Source organism: Streptomyces sp. NPDC051133 (assembly GCF_040682635.1).
Lineage (GTDB): Bacteria > Actinomycetota > Actinomycetes > Streptomycetales > Streptomycetaceae > Streptomyces.
In genome coordinates this window covers 244,742-267,022 of sequence record NZ_JBFBBK010000001.1, presented here as the reverse complement: position 1 = coordinate 267,022, position 22,281 = coordinate 244,742, and the positions used below count along the sequence as shown (strand labels likewise).

Sequence of the window (22,281 nt, the reverse complement as noted above, 5' to 3'; positions counted from 1 at the left end):
CGCGGGGAGTCCGCACGCAGTACTGTTCCAGCCGTAGATGTAGATGGCCACGAAGATCGCTTCGAGGAAGAAGAAGAGACCCTCGACGGCGAACGGAAGCCCGAAGGCCGGCCCGTACCTGCCCATGAGCCCGGGCCAGAGCAGCCCCAGCTCGAACGTCAGCACGGTGCCGGACACGGCCCCCACCGCGAACAGCACGGCGGCCACCTTGGACCATCGCTGCGCCAGGACCAGCGCCTGCTGATCGCCGCGGCGCAGCGCCCGATAGTGACAGACCAACATCATGAAGGTGAATGCGAGGCCGAAGGGCACCAGGATGATGTGGAAGCCCAGTGTGAACGCCATCTGCTCACGCGCGGGAAGGAGTTGTGGCGGCTCGGCGGCTGTTAGCAGGGCAGACAGCACCATGAATTCTCTGTCTGGCTCCGACGGGTGCGAAGCACGGAGGTGGACCCGGCGCGACAGGCGGGACTGCGCAGGCGAGCGCGCGGTCGGGCCCCGGGTCGCGGAAGCCCGGCGGGACGCGGCTCCGCCGGATCGTGGTTGTCGCGGTGCGCCTGGAAGGTGCACACGGTGCCGGGGGCGGGGAAGAGGTTGCCGCGGGCGGCCTCCCATCCGGCCGCGGCATGCCGCGAGGCGCTTCGAGTCGGCTGCGGGCCGCGTTTCCCCGCGTTCTCCGCCACCTTTCCAAGGATCCCGTCCGTGTCATTCGAATAGTTCACGGCCTTTACCTTTCGGCACTGCGGACGGGCCTGAAGAAAGGTCCCCCTGAGCGGCCAGGTCGATCGACGACGGGGGGATGATGACGGGGGAATTCCGAGGATGCCTTGCCTTTCGCGCTCGATGGTAAACGGCCGTTCCGCGGCACGCCCGCCCCAGCGGGCTGCGGTTTCGCCGGTTCCTTCTCCAGGGCCATCCAGTCGGCGTCGGTCAGCGGACAGGGCGAGCACTTCCGCCGAACTCCCACAGGAGTTCCAGCGAGGTGTCAGCCGGGTCCGCCCAGCACGATCTTCCACACTCGGGTCGCCACCTGGAGGTTCAGCCGGTCCTCGACGTTCGCGAGGTCGTTGCCGCTGATGTCGCGGATGCGCTGAAGCCGATAGCGCAGCGTGCTGCGGTGGATGGCGAGGGATTCTGCCGTCTCGTCGTAGTTGCCGCCGCAGTCGAAGTACCGGGACAGCGTCTCCACCAAGGTCGCGTGGTGCCGGGAGTCGTAGTCGATGAGCTGCCCGAGCCACTCCTGTACGAACGTCTCCAGTTCCCGGTAATCGTTGCCGGGTCCCAGAATGCGGTAGAGGCCGAGCTCGTCGAAGAACGTCGTGCCGTAGCGGTCGCGGGAGTGGCGGCGCACGTCCAGGGCGCGCTGTGCCTCCTCGTAGTGGTGGGGGATGTCGTTCAGGGAGTCGGAAGGGGCGCTCACCCCGATCGTCCCGGACCGTGTTCCGGTCTCCCGGGCGAGCGCCTCGTACAGCGCGTGGGCGTGCGGCCTGTCGTCGACGACCAGGACGACGTGCTCGGAGCGTAGGCTCAGTAGCGAGCGCATGCCCACGGCGGAGGCCGCCCGCCCCACGGTCCGTGCGAAGGAATCGTCGGTGGTCCGGTCCGACCACTGCACCACGACGACGTAGTGGCTGCGGTGCAGGTCGTATCCGACTGCCTCGGACCGGGCGTAGGCGCTCCCCTCGTCGGTCCCTGCCAGGAGGTCGTCCACCAGCTCGCGGTGCAGCCTCAGCTCCACTTCCGCCAGATTGCGCAGGTGCGTCAGCTCCGGGGCGAGTGACGCGGCAGCGCGTTCCAGCGCGAGCACGGTGTGCTCGTCGGCCTTGTCCCGGGCATCGACCAGGGCCAGCACGCCCAGGATCTCGCCGTGCGGGCGGATCAGGGTGATCAGCCGGTCCCTTATCCGCACCGGCCCGGCCTGACGAGCGACGGCGTACAGCATTTCGTCCTGGCGCACCGGGTCCGGTTCGGGATAGGGGACGGGGCGGCAGGGGCCGGTCCAGGACCGCAGCCGACCGAAGCGGTCCTCGACCAGCGCGGGAAGTCCGGTGAGCCCGTGCAGTGCGCGGGTGACAGCTTCCTCGCCGCCACCCGAGGCAGCGACGCCGGCCATGAACGCGTCAACGGCTCGCTCGTAGCTCAGCTCAGCCACCACTGAGATCAGCTGCCGCTGGAGGACTGTGCGTTCTCCCCTCAGTCGGTGCAGCTCCAGCGCGTCCTCGCGTCGGCGACGATATGTGAACGCGACTGACAACGCAGCAGCGGTGTGCCGGACGAGCGCGGCGAGCAGAGATCGCTCGGCCTCGGTGGGCCGGGAGCGGGACGTCACCACGAGGTAGCCGTGGAGTCCGTCAAGTCCGCGCAGCCCCAGGGCCCGGCCCCAGGGCCTCCCGGGTACGGTCACGTTGCCGTCCTGCCCGGCCAGCTCCCGCACCCTCCGGCTCACGGCCAAGGCAGGCATCTGCCCGCCCCGCGGACTGGGGACCAGGTCGCCGCCCACCGTAAGGTATCCGGCCTCGGCGCTGTAGGGCCCCGCGGCGGCTATGTGGTCCATGGCCAGGCGCAGGATCTCGACTTCGTTCACGGTGCCGAACAGGGCGCGGCAGAGCGCGACCAGTTCGTGGAGGGCATGGTCGGCCGGAACGCGAGCGGGCCGGCGGGGCCCGCCGCGCGCGAGGCTGCCCTTTCGGAGGGAGTGGCGGTGGTGCAGGCTGTGCACCCGGCTACCGACCATGGCATCGCTCCGTCCCTCGAAGCCTTTAGAGAACCGAGCGGCATGTCGCGTACCCGCTCGGGGGCGGCTCACCCAAGGTGTGTGGATCCTTTCTCCCCTGCTTGTGGGGCGACCGGACCTGTGCATTCCTGACTCGCCAGACGCAGGCGTGCAGCCACCCGGTTCGTCACCCTTGGTCGGTCGGCGGCTTCGAGTTGCAGGCGGTGCCGACCCTCCTCGTCGTGTGGACCAGGGCGAGACGCTCGCCGGCAAGGCCTGCGTTCGTGGGTCGAGCAAGCGATGGAAGCGCAGAACACTGTCGTTCCGGCCACCCCCGGCGAGAACCGTTCGCACGGTGAAGCCGCAGGTGACCACCACGGCCTGAGAGGGGAGGATGGACGTGAGCCACGAAGGAGGCCCGTCATGAAATCCGGAGCCCCTGACTACGACGCCTGGTACTCGCGCACACCCTCGCAGGCCGAGGGCGAGCGGGACGAGAGTGGCGAGCGAACCGCAACGGAACAGCACCCGGACGTCCCCCGGAGCGAGCCATCCCAGGCGGAGGGCGAGCGGGGCGACGAATTCTAGGGTGTTGATGCGTTCCCGCTTTCCCTGTGCGAGGGACCAGCGCCGGACAGCCTCGGCGCCGACGACCTGGCGACGGCCGATGGTGGGGGCTGACCGCCGTGACTGCCGGAGAGCCGCGCAACACGACTACGACGGCCCCGGCACCTTCGCTCACAAGGGGGGCGCGTTCCTGGAGGTCACGCCAGGGACATCCCCCCGCGCGGCGATGTCCCTCAGCCTGCGGAACACCGTGTCGGTCTCGCTGCAGCGCCTTTGAAAGCGCCCGGGTGTGAGTCATTACCGCACCCGGGCGAGGGCGGAGTGCGGCGTCAGCCGCCGGCCACGGCGCGCACCGCCTCCTCGACCGGGGTGGACCCGCTGATCAGCTCGAGGATGCGCCCGGCGGTCCTGGGCTCGTGGAGCAGGGCGGCGAGCACCGCAGCCACGTCATCGCGCGGCACTTCGCCGCGGCCGGTGTGCTCGGCGAGCGTGACGCGGCCGCTACCGGGGTCGTCGGTCAGCATCCCCGGGCGCAGAATCGTCCAGTCCAGTCCCGGACGGGAGGCGATGTCGGCGTCCGCCTCGCCCTTGGCCTTCAGGTAGGCGGCGAACACCGGGTCGGTGCCGGGCGGCGGCGGGCTGTCCACGCCCATCGCGGAGATCACCAGGAAGCGGCGCATCCCGGCGCGCTCGGCCGCGTCGGCGAGGAGGATGGCCGCGTTCCGGTCCACCGTCTGCTTGCGGGCCGCGCCGCTGCCCGGTCCGGCGCCCGCGGCGAACAGTGCCGCGTCGGCGCCGCCGAGGTGGCCGGCCACCTCGTCCACCGAGGCGTGCTCCAGATCGCACACCACCGGTTCCGCACCGTCCGCGCGCAGGTCGTCGGCGTGGTCCGGGTTGCGGATCAGCCCTGTGACGTTGTCGCCGCGCGCCGAGAGCAGCCGGGTCAGCCGGCGCGCGATCTTTCCGTGTCCACCCGCGATCACCATGTGCATGGGGTCATTCTTTCCACACGCGACCGCTCAGGCCGGGCTGCGGGACTGCCGCGGCAGGTCGGGTCCCGCGGATGCCGCAAAGTCGGCGCACTCGCGCACCGCGCTGGTGCGCGAGACCATCGGCCACCACCGGCCCCCGGGTCGCGCCGCAGGGTCTGGGGATTCGCGATCGCGATTCTGTCGTCACGAGCGCGCCAGCCGGGCCGCGAGATAGGGCGCGGTGGCGCTGCGGCGGGCTCTCGCCACCTTGGCCGGCGGGCCCGCCGCGACCACCCGCCCGCCCGCGTCGCCGCCGCCCGGACCGAGGTCGATGACCCAGTCGGCGGTGGCGATCGTGTCCAGGTCGTGCTCGACGAGGACGACCGTGTTGCCGGCGTCGACGAGCCGGTGCAGCTGTCGCAGCAGCAGCGCGATGTCCGAGGGGTGCAGCCCCGCCGTCGGCTCGTCGAGCAGGTAGAGCGCGTGCCCGCGGCGGGCTCGCTGCAGTTCGGTGGCCAGTTTGATGCGCTGTGCCTCGCCGCCGCTGAGTTCCGTCGCGGGCTGGCCCAGCCGCAGGTACCCCAGCCCCACCTCGCGCAACGTCTCCAGACTGCGGGAGGCCGCCGGGACGGCGGACAGGAACTTCGCGGCGGCGTCGACGGACAGCCCCAGTACGTCCGCGATGTTCTTGCCGCGGTAGGTGACTTCCAGCGTTTCGGCGTTGTACCGGGCGCCTTCGCAGGTCGGGCACGGCGCGTAGGTGCCGGGCAGGAACAGCAGTTCCACCGCGACGAATCCCTCGCCCTGGCAGGTCTCGCACCGCCCTTCGGGCACGTTGAAGGAGAACCGCCCGGCCGAGTAGCCGCGCTGCCTGGCTTCGTCCGTCGCCGCGTACAGCTTGCGCACCGCGTCGAACATCCCGGTGTACGTGGCCAGGTTGGACCGGGGAGTCCGGCCGATGGGCCGTTGGTCGACCAGGACCAGCCGGTCGAACGACTCGACCCCCGACGCGTCCTGGACGTCGACCTCCAGCTGCGCCTCGTCGGGCTCCTCGGGTACGAGACCGAGGTGGCCGCGGACGACCTCGGCGAGCACCTGCGTCACCAGCGTCGACTTTCCGGAACCGGACACGCCCGTCACCGCCGTCAGTACGCAGAGCGGTACGTCGACGGACACGTCGTGCAGATTGTGGCGGGAGACGCCGCGCAGGTGCAGCCAGCCGTGCGGTGTGCGCGGGCGGTGAGCGAGCGGCTGCGCGCCCGAACAGGTACTGGCTCGTGGCCGACTCCCCGACCCGCTCAAGACCGGCGACCGGGCCGCTGTACAGCACGCGTCCGCCGCCCTCGCCCGCGCCGGGGCCGATGTCGACCACCCAGTCCGCCCGCCGTACGACGTCCATGTCGTGCTCCACGACGAACAGCGAGTTGCCCGCCGCCTTGAGGCGGTCCAGCACCTCCAGCAGTGGTTCCGCGTCAGCCGGGTGCAGGCCCGCGGAGGGTTCGTCGAGGACGTAGACGACGCCGAACAGCCCCGAGCGCAGCTGGGTGGCGATCCGCAGGCGCTGCGCCTCGCCGGGTGACAGGGTCGTCGAGCGGCGCCCGAGGCTGAGATATCCCAGGCCCAGGTCGAGCAGTACGTCGATCCGCGCGACCAGATCGCCGCAGATCCGGACCGCGACCTCGGTCGTCTCCCCGGATCGGGCGGTCGACGTGGTGGCGTCGGCCTCGGAGAGCCCCGCGACGGGCCGCAGCAGCGCCACGACCTCGGTGAGAGGCATCGCGTTGATCTCGGCGATGGAACGTCCGGCGAAGGTCACCGCGAGCGCCTCGGGCCGCAGTCCGCTGCCGTGACAGGCGGGGCAGGGCACACTCCTGACGAAGCGGAGCGCCCGTTCTCGCATCTTCTCGCTCTTGGAGTCGGCGAGGACGTGCATGACGTGCTTGCGGGCGCTCCAGAACTTGCCCTGGTAGCCCCAGTCGACGCGGTCCTCCTCCGGCTCGATGTACACCAAGGGCTGCTCGTCCGTGTACAGCAGCCAGTCCCGGTCCTTCTTCCTGAGCCTGCGCCACGGCCGGTCGATGTCGATCCCCAGGCCGCTGACGACACTGCGCAGGTTGGCGCCCTGCCAGGCGCCCGGCCAGGCGGCGATCGCCCCCTCGCGGATGCTCAGCGAGGGGTCCGGGACGAGCAGGTCCTCGGCGACGTCGTGCACGACGCCCAGTCCGTGGCACTCCGGGCAGGCGCCGGCCGCGGTGTTGGGTGAGAACGACTCGGCTTCCAGCCGTGCGGCCCGGGGCGGATAGGTGCCGGCGCGGGAGTACAGCATGCGCAGCAGGTTGGACAGCGTGGTGAGGGTGCCGACCGTCGAGCGCGAGCTGGGCGACCCGCGTCGCTGCTGCAGGGCCACGGCCGGTGGCAGCCCGGTGATTTCCTGCACGTGCGGTGCGCCGACCTGTTGCAACAGCCTTCGGGCGTACGGTGCCACGGACTCGAAGTAGCGCCGCTGGGCCTCCGCGTAGAGCGTGCCGAACGCGAGCGAGGACTTGCCCGAACCGGAGACGCCGGTGAAGGCGACCATCGCGTCCCGCGGAACGTCGACATCGACGTTCCGCAGGTTGTTCTCACCGGCGCCCCGGACATGTACGAAGGGATCGGTCGCGTCCTTGTCCACCGTTCCTGATTACCTGATCGCGCCGCGAACCGCGCGACAGGCGCCGTCACCGGGCCCCGCCGCCTGCACCTGCCGGCAGGGGCCAGCGTGTCACGCGGCGTCGGCGTTACCTCGGGGGCATCCTGTGGGCACTCGCGGTCGCGGGGTAGCCGACGAGAGGAGTCATGCGGGTGTCGTCCGAGGACGTTACGGTCGTGGCTCTTCTGGCGGATCCGGACGCGCCCACGGAGATCGCGCAGCGCATGGCCCAGATGCTTCCTGATCGGCTCGCCGACAGGTCAGGCCAGGGACGACGGTTCGACGTCGAGGTGGTCAGTGAGCCCTTCACCGCGGGGACCGAGGACCTGTCCACGTTGACGCGCCGGATCATGGACCGCGGACGTGAGGAGAACTGGGACATCGTCGTGGCCCTCACCGACCTTCCGCTGCACTCACACGGGCGCAAGCTCGTGGTGGATCTGAGTCACGAACACGGCTTGGCGCTGCTGTCTCTTCCCACGCTGGGGGGCTTCCGGCTGCAGACCAGGGCCCGGCAGGCCGTGGAAGAAGCCGTGCTCAGCCTGGCGGGCCCGAAGACCACTGGGCCTGAGGGGCCTTTGGGAAGTCAGCCGCTGCGGGGGCCCTTCATCGGTCGTCTCGCGCCCATCCGTCCGGGCCAGGTCGGCGAGGAGGAGATCGCCGATCTGCGGTACGTCGTCAGTGGGCCGCGCGGTTACCTGAGGGTGCTCCTCGGTATGGTCCGCGCCAACCGGCCGTGGCGTTTGGTGCCGGGCTTGTCGAAAGCCCTGGCGGCCGCACTCGCCACGGGAGCGGTCGCCACCGTGAACTCCACCATCTGGAACCTGGCCACGTCCCTGAGCACGCCACGCCTGGTGATCGCCACGGTCGGGTCTGTCGCGCTCATGATCGGCTGGCTGATCGTGGACGCCAACCTGTGGCATCGAACGGATGAGGTTTCACCGGAGGCGAGGAAGAGGGCGGCTCTCTACAACACCTCGACGGTCGTGACCGTGGGTATCGGGGTGATCGTCTGCTACGCGGGTTTGGTGGTCATCAACCTGGTGTGGGCGCTGTTCATCCTCAACGACCGGCTGTTCGCTTCCACGACACGAACCCCGCTGCACGCCACGGAGTACTGGACGCTGTCCTGGTTCGTCGCTTCCGTCGCCACGGTGGGCGGCGCGCTGGGATCGGGCCTGGAGAGCGACGAGGCGATCCGGGCAGCCGCCTACTCCAAGCGTGAACAGGAGCGTCGCAGCATGCTGCAGGACGACCGCGGTGACTAGCGGGTGACCGCAGTCGCAGATGTGCCGTCGGTTGGTGGTCGTCCGGCTCCGGAGATTCCGCTGACCGGTCGGTGCGTGGTGTTTCGCCTCGGGGGCCGACGGGGACCCGCACTGCGCGCCGCCGGAGCGCCGAAGCTCCGCCTGGCGGGGCCGGCGGCAAACCGACCGTCCCACCTGATCCAGGTGAACGGCCCACAGAGGCGTGCCGGAGCCCCGCACTCCGTCGCAGCACTTCCGAGAGTCAGGCTCTCTGCGCCTTCCCCCTCACCGCCGTATTGCGACATCAAGGGAAGCCACCATGAAAGCAGCGGTATACGAAGGCCCGCGAACGGTCACAGTGAAGGACGTACCGGACGCGAAGATCGAACACCCCTGCGACATCATCGTCAAGATCACCACCACCAACATCTGCGGTTCGGACCTGCACATGTACGAGGGCCGCACCTCGTTCGAGTCCGGCCGCACCCTGGGACACGAGAACATGGGCCAGGTCGTGGAGGTCGGCTCGGCCGTCCGCAAGGTCCAGGTCGGCGAGTACGTGGTCCTGCCCTTCAACATCGCCTGCGGCTTCTGCAAGCAGTGCGAGCAGGGTCTGACCAACTACTGCCTGACCATGCAGCCGGAACCGGCCCTCGCGGGAGCCGCCTACGGGTTCGCCGACATGGGCCCCTACCAGGGCGGGCAGGCGGAGCTGCTGCGCGTGCCCTACGGCGACTTCAACGCCCTGCGTCTGGGCGAGGACGCAGCAGAGCGGCAGACCGACTACGTGATGCTCGCCGACATCTTCCCGACCGGCTATCACGCCACCGAGATGGCCAACGTCAAGCCGGGCGACCAGACCATCGTCTTCGGGGCCGGTCCCGTCGGGCTGATGGCGACCTACTCCGCCCTCCTCAAGGGCGCCGGGCGCGTCTGGACGGCCGACCACCAGCCCGACCGGCTGCGCAAGGCGGAGGAGATCGGGGCCATCCCGATCAACACCGCCGAGCAGAACCCGGCGGAGGTCGTCAAGGAGGCCACCCTCGGTCTGGGCGCCGACAACGGCTGCGAATGCGTCGGCTACCAGGCACACGACCCCCAGGGACACGAGGACGCCAGCCTCACGCTCAACGGTCTGATCGACTCGGTCAGGTTCACGGGCGACATCGGTGTGGTGGGCGTGTTCCTGCCCCAGGACCCCGGCGGCGCTGAGGCCCAGGGGGAGCTGGAAGCTCAGGGCAAGGTCCCGATCGACTTCGGCATGATGTGGTTCAAGGGCCAGCGCATGGGAACCGGGCAGGCGCCGGTGAAGAGGTACAACCGGGCCCTGCGGGACCTGATCGCCGGCGGGAAGGCGAAGCCGAGTTTCGTCGTCTCCCACGAGCTCAGCCTGGACGAGGCCCCCACCGCCTACGAGCACTTCGACGCCCGTGACGAGGGCTGGACCAAGGTGGTCCTGCATCCCAACGGACACGGGAACGGCCATAAGCGGTAAGAGACTCGGGGCCGCCGTGCCCCCTGTTTCCCTCGGACCGGTCCGGGGGACGGGTGCCGATCTGCCCGTCCCCCGGACGGGTCCGGGGGCGATCGCCGCGCCCCGGCCGGACCTGAACCAACAGCGATGGCCCGCGCTCCGGCCCGGAGGACGGACGGCGGACGTCCAGCGGTGTCCGCAGTGGCAGCATCCCGTCCAGAGGTTGCGGCCGCCGGCCGGTTCGCGGGCCGTGCGGGAGGCTTCCTTGCCCGACGGTTGCCGCACCTCAACCAGGCCGACGCGCCCCGGCGCCGCGTTCCGGCCAGGCGGACACCCGTGACGTGGCTGCGGACCTTCGGGGAGGTCGTACGATCCGGGCTCACGATCGAGGAGACGCGGCTGGAGCCCTTGCTCGCGCTGCGCGCGGCCGTTGGGGTGGCGATCGTCATCGGGCCGGCGCTGTGGCTGGTCTCCCCCGCGTATGCCGCGTCCGCCGCCCTCGGCGCCTACTCCGCGGGTGGGGCCACCTTCCAGCGCAGCTGGCGTCCACGCAAGGTGGTCGCGCTCGGGACGGGCGCGGGTCTGGCGCTCAGCACCTTCGTGGGCTATCTGGCGGCGGGGCGACTCGTGACCTTCCTGCCGCTGCTGGCCGTATGGGCCTTCGCCGCGGGGATGGCGTGGGCCGTCGGCTCGACCGCTGGGATCGTCGCAGCGACGACCGTGGGCAGCATGCTCGTGACCATCACCCTGCCCACGAGCGTCGGGCGGGCCCTGGAGCACGCCGGGGTCATCGCGCTCGGGGGCGTGACGCAGGCCGTGCTGATCCTGCTGTTCCCGATCCGGCGTTGGGGGGCGCATCGTGACGCGCTCGCCGACGCCCTGGCCGCCGTGGCGGACTACGCCCGCCGGTTGCGGCACGACCCGACCGCCCCGTTCGACCCGGAGCCGTTGATGACGGCCCGGGACGCGGCCGCCGTGACGCCGTCACAGGCCCGCACCCGTCCCCCCGTCCTGCACGGCCCCCGGGGACTCGCCGAGCGCATTCGGCCGGTGGTCGCGGCGCTCGCCGACCCGGACGTGGGCGCCCCGGCGGAGGGACCCGGGCGGGACCGCGCGCGGGAGTTGCTCGACGCGGCCGCCGACGTCCTGGACGCGGCCGCCCGTTCGATCCGCCGCGGCACTCCCGCCGAGGTGCGGCCCGAGAGCATGGACGTCCTGCGCGTCGACGAGGAGCACGAGGTGCTGGAGGGCCCCGCGCGGCAGACCGCCGAGCGGCTCGTGGAACTGCTGGGTGAGGCGTTGGAGATCGCCGGGTGCGGCTGCCCGCCCGGGAGGATGCCTACGCCGCCCGGCCCCGCCGGCGCCCAGTTCCTGGTGCGCCCGACCATGCTCCGGCTGGTCCCGGTCGTCGTACGGGCGGTCCGCCGTGAGCTCCGCCGGGACTCGCCCGTGTTCCGGCACGCCGTCCGCCTGGCGGCGGTGGCCACGCTCGGTTATCTGATCGCCGCCCGGCTACCCCTGGGCCACGGCTACTGGGCGCCCATCGCCTCGGTGATGGTGATGCGGCCGGACTTCCACCGGACGTACGCGCGTGCGGTGGCCCGTCTCGCCGGGACCCTGGCGGGGGTCGCACTCGCCACCGGCATGGTGCGGGCCCTGGGCACGGACCCCCATGTGTCCGGCGCGCTGGCGGTGGTCTCGGCGGGCCTGTCGTACACGCTGAACCGTACCGGCTACGCCTACTCCCAGTGCTTCACCGCCGCGTACGTCGTCTTCCTGCTCGGCATGGGCGGCCAGGCATGGGAGCAGACGGTCCCGGAGCGGGTGGTGCTCACCCTGCTCGGCGGGGCCCTGGCCATGCTGGCGTACGTGGTGTTCCCCGCATGGGAGACACCCCGACTGCCGAGTCGGCTTGCGGACTGGCTCGCCGCCAACGGCCGCTATGCGGCCGCGGTGCTCCGCGACTACGCCGAACCGACCCGCGAGCATCACGCCGACATGCGCAGGGCACTGCTGGAGAGCAGGGAGGCACGTGCCGCCTGGCAGGAGGCGTACGACCGGGCAAGGCAGGAACCGGTCCGCCCCAGAGGTCTGACGTCGCGCGAGGCGCAGGAGGCGCAGGAGGCGCTCAAGGGGTTCGGCCGCGCGGCGATGCTCATGGAGAGCCACGTCCCGCGGGCCGACAGCCGTGTCGTCCCCGAGGCGGAGCGATTCGCCGAGGCCCTGGAGACGGACACCGCGAAGGCAGCAGTCGCCGTGCGCGAGCACAGGAATCCGGACTGGGGACGCGTGGAGGAGGCGCTCCACGCGTGGCAGGACGCCGCCGCCGGCAACGGGAGCCCGGTCGTGCGGCGCGAGGCGGAACTGCAGAAACGGGCCTTGGAAGACCTCGCGACAGCCGTGAGCCGCACCCCCCTGGAACGGGACGTCGGCTCTGCTCGCGAGGAGCAGCGGGTGCGGGCGACCCTGGCTGCGGAAGGTAACGGATCAGGGCCGCGCACCGAGGTGGGTGACGGCGCCGGCGACAGAGAGCGCGACACCTCCTGGAACGGCAAATAGAGCCGGCCGGCATTGAATGAGGTATCCCGATAGCGGTGGATTGACGGCCGAGGAACGGGCTCGGCGCCGAGCAAGTCCGGCTCGCAGCCGCTGACCTGAGCGAGGCCGGGGCCTTCCAAAGGCCCCAGCGACACCCGTCTTACGGTCATCAGGAAGAGTCGCGTCGGGCTTTCAGCGGGTGATCGAGATTGCGAAGGGCGCGAATCCGCTGGATCGGATCACGTGAGGTACGAACAGGATCGCGGCCTCGGCGGCCCGCGCGGTCTCGATCCCCCCGAGGTCCGTGATCCACTCCTGCTGCCAGCCGAGGTCGGCGAGAAGCCCGCGTACGACCTGCTTGGCCTCCGGGTCCTTGCCGGAGAGGAAGGCGGTCGGTGTCTGGGTGAGCGCGGCCGGCGCGGTCATCACCGGGTAGAGCATCGTGTTGAGCGTCTTGACGACGCGCGTGTCAGGGAGAGCTTCCTGGAGTTGCTCGGCGAGGCTGGAGCCGGGGTAGATCAGGTCGGCGGGCAGTCCGTCCGGTCCGTCGACGGTGGCGTTGGAGACGTCGACGAGGATCTTGCCCCGCAATTCCTCGCGCAGGGCGACGAGCCGGTCCAGCGAGCCGGCGCCCGGGGTGGCGTTGATGACGATCCGGGCTGTCCGGGCAGCGTCGGCGGCGGCGCCCGGCGCGCGGTCCGCCACGGTCACCTCACGCCCTGCCCGGATGAGGGCGGTGGCCAGGCTGCCGCCGACGCGGCCGTTTCCGAGAACTGCGATCGTGGTCATGATGAGCTGGTCCTTCCGTGCGTGCAGGTTGAGGTGCGCGGTCAGCGTGAGAGCGTGGCGACGGCCTCGGTGTGCACGCCGGGCGCGGCGGCCAGGAAGGTCTCGCTCTCCGGGGTCCAGGGGCGGCCCTCGGCGTCGGATATCCGCCCGCCGGCCTCGGCGACGAGCAGCGCCCCGGGGAGCAGGTCCGCGCGGGCCCCGGCGAACTGCCAGAAGACGTCGATCCGGCCGGCGGCCACGTTCACCAGGTGCAGGGTGGCGGGCACGGATGTCCGCACCACGAGCGCGTCGAAGAGCATCGCGGTGATCGAGGAGCCGATGCGCCGCACGACCTTCTCGTCCTCGTCCGGCCTGGCCTGGCTCGTGGCCACGAGGCTCAGGCCGAGTTCCGTGGTCCGGGACACGTGCAGCGGGCGGCCGTCCAGGTGGGCGCCGCCGCCGGCGAGTGCGGTGTAGGTCTCACCGGTCAACGGCAGGTGAACTGCGGTGAGCACCGGCCGATTGTCGCGCACGAGAGTGGCGGTCACCGCCCACTCCGGCAGGGCGTGCAGGTGGTTGACGTTGCCTTCGGCCGGATCCAGGACCCACCATTCGCCGGGGGGCAGGGCCCCGCCCGCGAGCTCGTCCTCCACCACGCGGGCGCCCGGGCGCAGGAGGGTGAGGCGGGGGCGCAGGACGTCGAGGACCGCGTCGTCGTTGGCGGCGAGTGCGCGCATCAGCTCTTCGCGGGTCTGGTAGCGGACCACGTCGCCGAACCGCTCCCGCAGCGCCGAAGCCGCCGCGCGCACGGCGACCGCGGTCCGCGCGAGCAGGTCGGCGTCGGACGCGGAGCCGGCGGTCGCGGCGATTCCGGTGGTCTGAATCGACTCGGGCATGGCGGTGCTCCCGTCTGAGCAGGGGGGTGATGAGGCGGACCAGGCGAAAGCCGTTTTTCTTTCGCGCCCGCATCTCGAAGGTAGGAGGGCCCATCATTAACTGCAAGTGCATGTAAAGCACGGCTAGGATGATTCTCATGCAATTGGATTTGAACCTGCTCGCCGCGCTCGATGCGCTCCTGGAGGAAGGCAGCGTGGCCGGAGCTGCTGAGCGCCTGCACGTCACCGCCCCCGCGATGAGTCGAAGCCTCGGCCGGATCCGGCGCACGACGGGGGATCAGATCCTGGTGCGTACCGGGCGCACGATGACCCCGACGCCGTACGCGATCGCCGTCCGGGAACAGGTGCACGAGCTGCTGCAGCAGGTCCAGGGCGTGCTGGCACCGAGCCGCGAACTCGACCTCACGACGCTCGAGCGCACCTTCACACTCCGCTGGCACGATTCACTCGTCGCCCTCGGTGGCCCCGCGCTTCTCGCGGCCGTACGCAAGCAGGCGCCGGGCGTGCGTCTGCGCTTCCTCGCGGAATCGAGCATCGACACCCCCGAGCTGCGTCGCGGCGAGGTCGACCTGGAGGCGAACGCGAACCGCCCGACCGCACCCGACATTCGCGCCGATCGGGTGGCTGAGACCCCGCACGTCATCGTCGTGCGGCGAGGGCACCCGCTCACCCGGCTCAAGGCTGTCACCGCCGCGCGGTACGCCGAGGCCGAGCACATCACCGTCTCGCGGCGCGGAAGGCTCGGCAACGCCCTCGACGACGCTCTCGCGCGACTCGGCCTCACCCGACGGGTGGTGGCGACCGCGCCCACCGAAGGGGCCGCGTTCGAGTTCGTGCGCGGCTCCGACCTCCTCGTCACAGCCCCCGAATCGACGACGCGTTCAGCGGCCACGGTTCTCGGTCTGACCCTGCTCCCACTGCCGTTCGAACTGCCTCCGGCCGTGGTGTACCTGTCATGGCATCAGCGCTATGACACCGACCCCGCACACGTCTGGCTACGCGATCTGGCGCGGACCGCGTTGGCGCCCCGACGTAACCCACACCTTTGAGATCTCCGGTCGGGATCAGCCATGTGGTTCCCCGGTCTCTGTCTGCCCCGGACACCTGCGCTCCGCCGGGCCGCCGTGCGCTGACCTGCGCACACTGGATGTATGCGCGGGTTGACCGCCGGCGAGGCGGCGGAGCGTGAGGACGTGCTGGCGGCCGCCGTCGTGGAGGCCGTCCAGGGAACGAGCGCGTACGCGGGGAGCATCTTCCTGCGCTCCCGCGACCACCGGTCGATCGTTCTCGCCGCGACGTGCGGCGTGCCGCCCTCGCTGCTGGGTGGCTGGCGCCTCATCGCGGCGGGCAGTCCCATCCCGGTCGCCGTGGCGTACACGTCCGGGCGCACGGTCCACCTGGCGAACGCCGAGGAGACGGTGCGGCGCTTTCCACAGCTCGCGGTGGCCCTGCCGTATGCCTTCGGCTCCTGCTCGGTGCCGGTGCGCGCGGGTGGCGAGCTCTTCGGATCGCTGGCGATCGTGTGGCCGGCTTCACCGGGCAGCGAGGGGCTGTCCAAGGCCCAGCGTCGCCACCTGCGGAGCGTCGCCGGCCGGCTCGGTGATTCCCTGGCCGAACTCCGCGCCCGTACCGGTGATCCGGTGGAGTGCGAACTGGGGACGGCTGCCATCGAGACCCCGGCTCACTCGGCGGCGGCCGTGCAGGTGGGCTTTTTCGACTGGAACCTCGGCTCCGGCATCCTCAGCGCCGATGACGCGTTCTGCTCTATCTTCGGTCTCGATCCCGGCGCTTTCGACGGACGTCCCGGAACACTCGCTTCGTGCCTGCACCCCGGTGATCGTGCCGCCTTCCGGGCCTGCGCGCGCGAGGCGGCCGAGGGCCGGATCACCGCACGGCGCCTGCGCGTACAGGAGCGCGGGGAAGGCGGTGAAACATTTCGCACGGTCGAGCTGTGGGGCCGTGTACCGGAAGCCGACAACGCGCACGCGGTCACGCATCTGGTGGGCGCAGCCGTGGATGCCCGGGCGGGGCTCGCGGCCGTCGCAGCAGTCGAACGGCTGCAGGACGGGCTCTTCTCCCTCGCCCCCGACGGGCGGGTCACCTACGCCAACCGCTCTGCCCTGCGCCTGCTGGACGTCTCCGCCGACGAGGTTCTGGGCCAGTGCCTGTGGGACGTGCTGCCGTGGCTGTCCGACCCGAGTGTCGAGTACCGGCACCGCTCCGCAATGATCTCGCAGGCGCGGTCCTCCTTTCTGGTGAGCCGACCGCCCGACCAGTGGCTCGCCTTCTCCCTCCACCCGCGGCCCGACGGGGTGACCGGACGGGTGGTCCCGACCAACCGTCCCTCCTCGGCCGGGGCAGCCGCCGCGCCCCCACCGACGTCTGCACCCGCCACGGCACCAGCGCGCCTGGGGGCGATGTACCACGTCCTGCAGCTGAGCAGCGCGCTGACCGAGGCCGTCACCACACGCCAGGTCTGCGAGGTCGTCTCCGACCAGCTCCTGCCGGCCTTCGGGGGCCAGCAGATGGCGATCTATGTGGTCCGCAACAAAGCGATGCACCTTCTCCACCACACCGGCCACCACGAGACATTCCTCGACTGGCTCCAGGGCGTTCCCCTGCACGCCCGTCTGCCGGGCACGGAAACGCTCACCTCCGGTGCTCCCCTCTTCATCGAGTCCCAGAAGGATCTCGCCCGGGGCTACCCAGGGATCCCCACAGGACAGGTGAGCTCCTGGGTGTATCTGCCCCTGCTCGCCTCCGGCCGGCCGGTCGGCACCTGCGTCCTCGGTTTCGACGAGTCCCATCACTTCACGGAAAAGGACCGCGGCGTCCTGACCGCACTCGCCGGGCTGATCGCCCAGGCGCTGGAACGAGCACGGCTGTACGACTCGGAGTTCGCCGTCGCGCACGGCTTGCAACAGGCGCTCCTGCCACACCGCCTGCCGAAGGTCCCGGGCATCCGGACCGTCGCCCGGTACCTGCCCGCCACCAGCGGTATGGACATCGGTGGCGACTGGTACGACGTCATCCCCGCCGGCAGCGGCGGGGTCTGCCTCGTCATCGGTGACGTAGAGGGGCACAGCATCGCGGCCGCGGCCACCATGGCCCAGCTGCGCAGTGCGGTACGCGCGTTCGCGGCAGCCGGCCACGCACCCGGCGACGTGATGTCAGGAGTCAACCGCACCCTCATCGACCTCGACAGCGACCTGCTGGCCAGCTGCTGCTACATCCACCTTGAAACCCACCGCGACCTCGCCCACGCAGTCACCGCCGGCCACCCCGCCCCCCTGCTCCGCCTCCCCGACGGCACGACAACCGCCCTCGACCTCGACGTCGGAACGGTCCTCGGCGTGGACCACGCCGCCGGCACCTACACTCCCACCCGTATCGATCTCCCACCGGGATCCGTCCTCGCCCTCTACACCGACGGCCTGGTGGAGAAACCGGGAACCGACATCGGCATGGGCATGGACCGCCTGCGCGAATCACTGGCCCACGCCCGCGCGGACTCCCTGGACGAACTCGCCGACCGGCTCCTGCACCACGCCCGCGGCTCCCCGTACCGGGCCGACGACATCGCCCTGCTGCTCACCGAACACGGATCCAGCGGGACTGCAGATCGTTCGGTGTGACTCCGGATCATGGAAGATCATCGCTGACCAGTCCACGGCCCGTGGACCCGGACCCCGGCGGAAGCCGACGCCGTGCGCGGCCGCCGCCTGACGTCCTGCACCGGGAGTGCGCCCCGTACGCCGCTCCCCAACGTTGGCTGATGTGGGCCTGGATCCGGAAAGCCCGGGACGAGGAGCGCGTCGGGCCCCAGCGCGTGGTCCGACGACGCCGACGGGGCCGGCATGCTCTGGAACGAACCGTCACCAGACGCGGACGGCAAGCTGGTCCAGCGACCGGCCCGCGAACTGCTCGCCCTGCGCGGCGAAGGACGGGTCGCCGCTGCCCGCTGGGCGAGCACCGAGCAACCGGCGGGCTTCGGCGACGTGGCCCGGGCGACCTGCGACTCGCGCTGGGATCGGACAGCGGCGCCTCGGTCAGGTCTCCCGCGTGCCGGGCGCCGGTTGCTCGCCCGATCCGCGGACGATCAGTCGGGTGGGCACGGTGAGGGTGCGGGCGCGGGAGCGGTCGCCGTCGAGCCGTGCCAGGGCGGTGGTCGCCGCTGTTCTGCCGATCTCCTCAGGATCTTGGGCGACTACGGTCAGTGCCGGCTCGAGTACACCGGCCAGCGCCACGTCGTCGAAGGCGACGACGGCCACGTGCTTGCGCTTGCTGCGGGCCAGTTCGGCGACAATGCCCAGAGCGACGATGTTGTTGCCGGCGAACAGCGCCGTGGGGGGCTCGGCCAGGTCGAGAAGCTGGGAGGTCGCGACCTCGGCGCCCTGCTGGTCGTGGGCATTGGTGACCAGGGAGCGGTCATAGGGGATGTCGGCTTCCTGCAGGGCCGAACGGTAGCCGGCCAGACGTTCGCGGCGGGTGTACAGCTTCAGGGGCAGGTCACCGATGAATCCGATGCGCCGGTGTCCGTGGGCGATGAGGTGGGCGACGCCGTCATGGGCGCCCGCACGGTTGGAGCTGACGATGCTGTCCGTGGTGAGGCCGACTCCGGGCCGATCGAGGAAGACCACGGGCAGCCCCACCGCGCGGTGGGACTTGAGGTGGGAATGGTCGGCGCCGACGGACGGCACGACGATCAGGATGCTGACACGTCGGGCGAGGAACTTGTCCGTGAGGGCGCGTTCGCGGTCGGGGTCGTCCGCGGAGGAGCCCATGAGCAGGGTCAGTCCGCGTTCACGGAGGGTGTCCTCGATGGCGCGGGCCACGGCTCCGAAGAAGGGGTTGGCCAGGTCGGGGATGATCAGGCCGATGGTCGTGTCCGGGCCGCCGACGCGGATGTTGCGTGCCATGAGGTTCGGCTGGAAGCCGAGCTCGGCCACCGCGGCGAGCACCTGTTCCTTGGTCTGCGCCGAGACGGGTCCGTCCTCGTTGAGCACACGGGAGACCGTCTTGGCGCTGACACCGACCTCTCGGGCGACGTCAGCCAGGGTGGGGCGGCGGCTCGCTGCCATGGGATTCCGTCTCCTGTACTCGTCGGTTCCGGCCGCGGCCCCGGCCGGAACCTGTGAGTGTTTCAGTTGTCTGATCAGGTGGCCTGGACTCCCGCAGCCTTCACGGCCTCGGAGTCCGCTACGACAGTATCTCCGGCCTCATCGATGCTGAGCGCGCCGGTCATGATGGCGACGACCTCGGCCATGGAGTGGTCGGAGGGTTTGATCAGGGCAGCGCGCCGACCCAGCCGGTGGACGTGGATCCGGTCGGCGATCTCGAAGACATGGGGCATGTTGTGGCTGATCAGGACGACCGGCATGCCCTTGTCGCGGACCCGGCGGATGAGGTCCAGGACCTGGCCGGACTCCTTGACGCCGAGGGCTGCGGTGGGCTCGTCCATGACGACGACGCTGCGCGCCCAGGCGACGGCGCGGGCGACGGCCACGGCCTGCCGCTGGCCCCCTGAGAGGGTCTCGACCGCCTGGGTGAGCGACCGCAGGCCGATCTTCAGGTCGGCCATGTGCTCGGCGGCCTCCTGACGCATCCGCTTCTTGTCGAGCATGCGGAAGGCGCTGCCGAGGATGCCGGGACGGCGCAGTTCGCGGCCGAGGAACATGTTGGACGCGATGTCCATGGAGGCCGCCACGGCGAGGTCCTGGTACACCGTCTCGATGCCGTGGGCGCGTGCGCTCTGCGGTCCGGTGAACTGGATGGGCTCGCCGTTCAGGCGTATCTCGCCCGCGTCGGGGGCCACCGCGCCGGTGAGCGCCTTGATGAGACTGGTCTTGCCGGCGCCGTTGTCCCCGATGACGGCGAGGACCTCGCCGGGCAGCAGGTCGAAGTCGGCGCCGTCGATGGCGGTGACATGACCGTACCGCTTGACCAGACCACGGGCCTGCAGAACGGGCGTGGGAGAGGTGGTGGCGGTCATCGGGCCTTCTTCCGGGAGATCTGGTCGACGGTCACCGCGAGAATCACCAGAACACCGGTGATCAGGGTCTGGTAGATGGAGGCGACGCCCATCAGCTGGAGGCCGTTGCGGAAGACACCGACGATGAGGACGCCGATGAACGTGCCCAGAACCGATCCGCGTCCACCGAAGAGGCTGGTGCCGCCCAGAACGACGGCGGTGATGCTGTCGAGATTGTCGGTCTGCCCGGCCTGCGGGTCGCCGACGCCGGTGCGGGAGATGAGCAGCAGGGCGGCGATGCCGTAGAGGAGTCCGGCCACGGTGTAGATGCCGATGGTCAGACGGGAGGTGCGGATGCCGTTCAGCCGTGCCGACTCCGTGCTGTTGCCCAGGGCGTAGACGTGCCGGCCCCAACTGGTGCTGCTCAGGGCGTAGGCCAGCAGGAGGAACAGGGCGATGGTGACCAGGGAGCCGTAGGTGATGTCGGTGTTGCCGAGCGGGAAGGTCTGCCCGAGGGCGGTCAGCGGCCCGGGCAGGGTGGTGACGGTCTGCTCCTCGGAGTAGATGTGGGTCAGCGCGAAAGCCACGTTGAGCATGCCGAGGGTGACGATGAACGGCGGCAGCGGGATCTTCTGCACCAGCGCTCCGTTGAGCAGGCCGAAGCCGCCGCAGACAACCAGACCCAGAGCGATGGCAACGAGCGGTGGCAAGGAGCCCTCGGCCGCCATCTTGGCCATCACGATGCTGCCGAACGCCATCACGGCTCCGCACGACAGGTCGATGCCCGCCGTGAGAATGATCAAGGTCTGCCCGATCGCGAGCGTGCCGACGACCATCACCTGCTGCACGATCAGGGAGAAGTTCCCGCCGCTGAGGAACTGATCGGTCGAGAAGGCGAAGAAGGCGCAGGCGAGAAGGAGAGCGACCAGAGGGCCGGTAGTTGGTGCCGTGAGCAGTCTGCGGGCCGTGGTCGGTGCTTTGAGCTCCGAGTACGGCGTGGTCATGGCTGTCATGCGAAGTCCTTGTCGGGAAGACAGAAGCCCTTGCCGGCGCAGGGCGGAAACCCTGCCGCCAGGACAAGGGGGGCGAACGTCCCTGCGCGTTGGAGAGGCGCTGGGGTCGGCCGCCCCGCTGAGCGGAGTGGTGTTGTCGTACGGTCCTCGGGAGCGGCTCAGCCCCAGCACTTCTCCAGGCCGTAGGCGGTGTCCTTCGACGTGATCCCGTCCTGCGCCTTGTCGGTGATCAGCGTGACGCCGGTGTCGGTGTAACCGGACGCCTTCTTGCCGTCCTTGGCGTACGCCACGACGGCCTTGACGCCCCCTGCGGCCATGTTCAGCGGGTACTGCTGAGACGTCGCAGCGATCTTGCCGTCCTTGACGCCCCGGGTCCCGGTGCAGCCGCCGTCGACGGAGACGATCAGCACGTCCTTCTCCCGGCCCTTGGCCTTGAGCGCGGTGTACGCGCCCAGTGCGGCGGGTTCGTTGATGGTGTAGACGAGGTTGACGTCGGGGTCCTTCTGCAGGCAGTTCTCCATGGCGGTCTGGCCCTTGGCCTGGTCGCCACCGGTGTCCTGGGAACAGACGATGGACGGGTCGCCCTCCTTGACGCCGAAGCCCTTCAGGAAACCGTTGTGCCGCTGGACACCGACCGAGACGCCCGGCGCGAGGTCAAGGGTGGCTATCTTGGCCGTCTTGCCCTTCATCGCGGCCTTGGCGTATGCGCCGATCAGCTCGCCGGCCTTGAGATTGTCGGTGGCGAAGAGCGCGTCCGCCGCGCTCTCCGGGTCGGTCGGGGTGTCCAGCGCGACGACCAGGACGCCCTTGGCGCGGGCCTTGGCGAGCGCGGGCACGATCGCCTTGGAGTCGCTCGGGGTGATCAGGATTCCCTTCACCCCGGAGGCCACCATGTTCTCGACAGCCGTGACCTGACCGGCGTTGTCACCATCGAACTTACCGGCGGCGGTGAGCAGTTGGGCGCCGTTCTCCTTGGCGGCCCTCTCGGCGCCCTCCTTCATCTTGACGAAGAACGGGTTGGTGTCGGTCTTGGTGATCAGACCGACCTTCACACTTCCGGAACTGGAGCCCGCGGAGCCCGTTCCGGAGCCGGAACCGCAGGCCGTCAGGGTGAGAGCCGCGACGCCCGTGACCGCGGCGGCCCGCAGGAGGGAGGAGGACAGGCGAGTGGTGCGAGGCATGGTGACTCCTGTGCATAGCGAGTAGGGCGGCCGGCATCGAACAGGGCGCCTTCGAGATGTCATCGTTGACTCATGTCATCGTTGACACCCAATGGCGAGGATGATGGACTCCGTCTCCCGGCAACGTCAATGCCTTTCACTCGTCACAAATCGGCAACATCCATGATCGTCAGCCGCTGCGCAGCTGGTCAGTGCCCGCGTCGCCGCGGGGTCCCGTTGTCCGACTCTTCCGAGCCCTTCCGAGAGAGAGCAG

General features: G+C 70.4%; 14 protein-coding genes and 2 pseudogenes. 6 read left to right on the top strand and 10 right to left on the bottom strand.

Annotated features, from left to right (window positions below):
• Nucleotides 1–27: 27 nt before the first annotated feature.
• Together AB0N17_RS01220 and AB0N17_RS01215 are read right to left on the bottom strand one after the other, a co-directional pair.
• Nucleotides 28–408, bottom strand: a pseudogene (locus tag AB0N17_RS01220) (cytochrome ubiquinol oxidase subunit I); the annotation flags it as partial.
• Between the two features lie 577 nt (nt 409–985).
• Nucleotides 986–2,734, bottom strand: a complete 1,749-nt coding sequence (locus tag AB0N17_RS01215; RefSeq protein ID WP_366008955.1) for a helix-turn-helix domain-containing protein — start codon at nt 2,732–2,734, stop codon at nt 986–988.
• 402 nt (nt 2,735–3,136) lie between these two features.
• Here AB0N17_RS01215 and AB0N17_RS01210 point away from each other — a divergent pair, with 402 nt between their 5' ends.
• The gene (locus AB0N17_RS01210; RefSeq protein ID WP_366008954.1) at nt 3,137–3,301 is read left to right on the top strand and encodes a hypothetical protein; all 165 of its coding nucleotides are present in this window, start codon (nt 3,137–3,139) and stop codon (nt 3,299–3,301) included.
• 308 nt (nt 3,302–3,609) lie between these two features.
• On the opposite strand, the gene AB0N17_RS01205 is transcribed toward AB0N17_RS01210, so the two are convergent.
• Both AB0N17_RS01205 and uvrA read right to left on the bottom strand, forming a co-directional pair.
• A complete protein-coding gene (locus AB0N17_RS01205; protein WP_366008952.1) occupies nt 3,610–4,272 on the bottom strand; it encodes an SDR family oxidoreductase in 663 nt (220 codons plus the stop codon).
• A 183-nt stretch (nt 4,273–4,455) separates the two neighbouring features.
• Nucleotides 4,456–6,922: pseudogene (gene uvrA / locus AB0N17_RS01200) on the bottom strand (excinuclease ABC subunit UvrA).
• A gap of 164 nt (nt 6,923–7,086) precedes the next feature.
• On the opposite strand from uvrA, the gene AB0N17_RS01195 reads away from it, so the two are divergent.
• From AB0N17_RS01195 to AB0N17_RS01185, 3 genes are all read left to right on the top strand, one after another.
• Nucleotides 7,087–8,208, top strand: coding sequence for a hypothetical protein (locus AB0N17_RS01195; protein ID WP_366008951.1), 1,122 nt, complete (start codon nt 7,087–7,089; stop codon nt 8,206–8,208).
• A 298-nt stretch (nt 8,209–8,506) separates the two neighbouring features.
• Complete coding sequence (locus AB0N17_RS01190; protein ID WP_366008950.1) at nt 8,507–9,682, top strand: glutathione-independent formaldehyde dehydrogenase; 1,176 nt, start codon at nt 8,507–8,509, stop codon at nt 9,680–9,682.
• Between the two features lie 315 nt (nt 9,683–9,997).
• Entirely contained in the window at nt 9,998–12,220 is a 2,223-nt protein-coding gene (locus AB0N17_RS01185) for an FUSC family protein (protein WP_366008949.1), read from the top strand.
• Between the two features lie 171 nt (nt 12,221–12,391).
• Here AB0N17_RS01185 and AB0N17_RS01180 read toward each other — a convergent pair whose 3' ends face one another.
• Nucleotides 12,392–12,988 (bottom strand): NAD(P)-binding domain-containing protein, encoded by a 597-nt coding sequence (locus tag AB0N17_RS01180; RefSeq protein ID WP_366008948.1) that lies wholly within the window; start codon nt 12,986–12,988, stop codon nt 12,392–12,394.
• Nucleotides 12,989–13,029: 41 nt separating this feature from the next.
• A complete protein-coding gene (locus AB0N17_RS01175; RefSeq protein WP_366008947.1) occupies nt 13,030–13,863 on the bottom strand; it encodes an inositol monophosphatase family protein in 834 nt (277 codons plus the stop codon).
• Between the two features lie 137 nt (nt 13,864–14,000).
• On the opposite strand from AB0N17_RS01175, the gene AB0N17_RS01170 reads away from it, so the two are divergent.
• A complete protein-coding gene (locus AB0N17_RS01170; protein ID WP_366008946.1) occupies nt 14,001–14,912 on the top strand; it encodes a LysR family transcriptional regulator in 912 nt (303 codons plus the stop codon).
• Nucleotides 14,913–15,014: 102 nt separating this feature from the next.
• The gene (locus AB0N17_RS01165; protein WP_366008945.1) at nt 15,015–17,498 is read left to right on the top strand and encodes a SpoIIE family protein phosphatase; all 2,484 of its coding nucleotides are present in this window, start codon (nt 15,015–15,017) and stop codon (nt 17,496–17,498) included.
• Nucleotides 17,499–17,912: 414 nt separating this feature from the next.
• Here AB0N17_RS01165 and AB0N17_RS01160 read toward each other — a convergent pair whose 3' ends face one another.
• From AB0N17_RS01160 to AB0N17_RS01145, 4 genes are all read right to left on the bottom strand, one after another.
• Nucleotides 17,913–18,944 carry a LacI family DNA-binding transcriptional regulator gene (locus AB0N17_RS01160; RefSeq protein ID WP_366008944.1) on the bottom strand — a complete coding sequence of 344 codons (1,032 nt, stop codon included), beginning with the start codon at nt 18,942–18,944 and terminating at the stop codon, nt 17,913–17,915.
• A gap of 74 nt (nt 18,945–19,018) precedes the next feature.
• Nucleotides 19,019–19,855, bottom strand: a complete 837-nt coding sequence (locus tag AB0N17_RS01155; RefSeq protein ID WP_366008943.1) for an ATP-binding cassette domain-containing protein — start codon at nt 19,853–19,855, stop codon at nt 19,019–19,021.
• Nucleotides 19,852–20,847 carry an ABC transporter permease gene (locus AB0N17_RS01150; protein WP_366008942.1) on the bottom strand — a complete coding sequence of 332 codons (996 nt, stop codon included), beginning with the start codon at nt 20,845–20,847 and terminating at the stop codon, nt 19,852–19,854. The genes AB0N17_RS01155 and AB0N17_RS01150 overlap by 4 nt, the downstream gene beginning before the upstream one ends.
• Before the next feature lie 158 nt (nt 20,848–21,005).
• A complete protein-coding gene (locus AB0N17_RS01145) occupies nt 21,006–22,028 on the bottom strand; it encodes a sugar ABC transporter substrate-binding protein (protein ID WP_366008941.1) in 1,023 nt (340 codons plus the stop codon).
• Between the last annotated feature and the right edge of the window lie 253 nt (nt 22,029–22,281).

Excerpts from the sequence above, each read along its gene's own strand:
- AB0N17_RS01215 (WP_366008955.1), bottom strand. The coding sequence starts at position 2,734 with ATGGTCGGTAGCCGGGTGCACAGCCTGCACCACCGCCACTCCCTCCGA.
- AB0N17_RS01210 (WP_366008954.1), top strand. The coding sequence starts at position 3,137 with ATGAAATCCGGAGCCCCTGACTACGACGCCTGGTACTCGCGCACACCC.
- AB0N17_RS01205 (WP_366008952.1), bottom strand. The coding sequence starts at position 4,272 with ATGCACATGGTGATCGCGGGTGGACACGGAAAGATCGCGCGCCGGCTG.
- AB0N17_RS01195 (WP_366008951.1), top strand. The coding sequence starts at position 7,087 with ATGCGGGTGTCGTCCGAGGACGTTACGGTCGTGGCTCTTCTGGCGGAT.
- AB0N17_RS01190 (WP_366008950.1), top strand. The coding sequence starts at position 8,507 with ATGAAAGCAGCGGTATACGAAGGCCCGCGAACGGTCACAGTGAAGGAC.
- AB0N17_RS01180 (WP_366008948.1), bottom strand. The coding sequence starts at position 12,988 with ATGACCACGATCGCAGTTCTCGGAAACGGCCGCGTCGGCGGCAGCCTG.
- AB0N17_RS01175 (WP_366008947.1), bottom strand. The coding sequence starts at position 13,863 with ATGCCCGAGTCGATTCAGACCACCGGAATCGCCGCGACCGCCGGCTCC.
- AB0N17_RS01170 (WP_366008946.1), top strand. The coding sequence starts at position 14,001 with ATGCAATTGGATTTGAACCTGCTCGCCGCGCTCGATGCGCTCCTGGAG.
- AB0N17_RS01165 (WP_366008945.1), top strand. The coding sequence starts at position 15,015 with ATGCGCGGGTTGACCGCCGGCGAGGCGGCGGAGCGTGAGGACGTGCTG.
- AB0N17_RS01160 (WP_366008944.1), bottom strand. The coding sequence starts at position 18,944 with ATGGCAGCGAGCCGCCGCCCCACCCTGGCTGACGTCGCCCGAGAGGTC.
- AB0N17_RS01155 (WP_366008943.1), bottom strand. The coding sequence starts at position 19,855 with ATGACCGCCACCACCTCTCCCACGCCCGTTCTGCAGGCCCGTGGTCTG.
- AB0N17_RS01150 (WP_366008942.1), bottom strand. The coding sequence starts at position 20,847 with ATGACAGCCATGACCACGCCGTACTCGGAGCTCAAAGCACCGACCACG.
- AB0N17_RS01145 (WP_366008941.1), bottom strand. The coding sequence starts at position 22,028 with ATGCCTCGCACCACTCGCCTGTCCTCCTCCCTCCTGCGGGCCGCCGCG.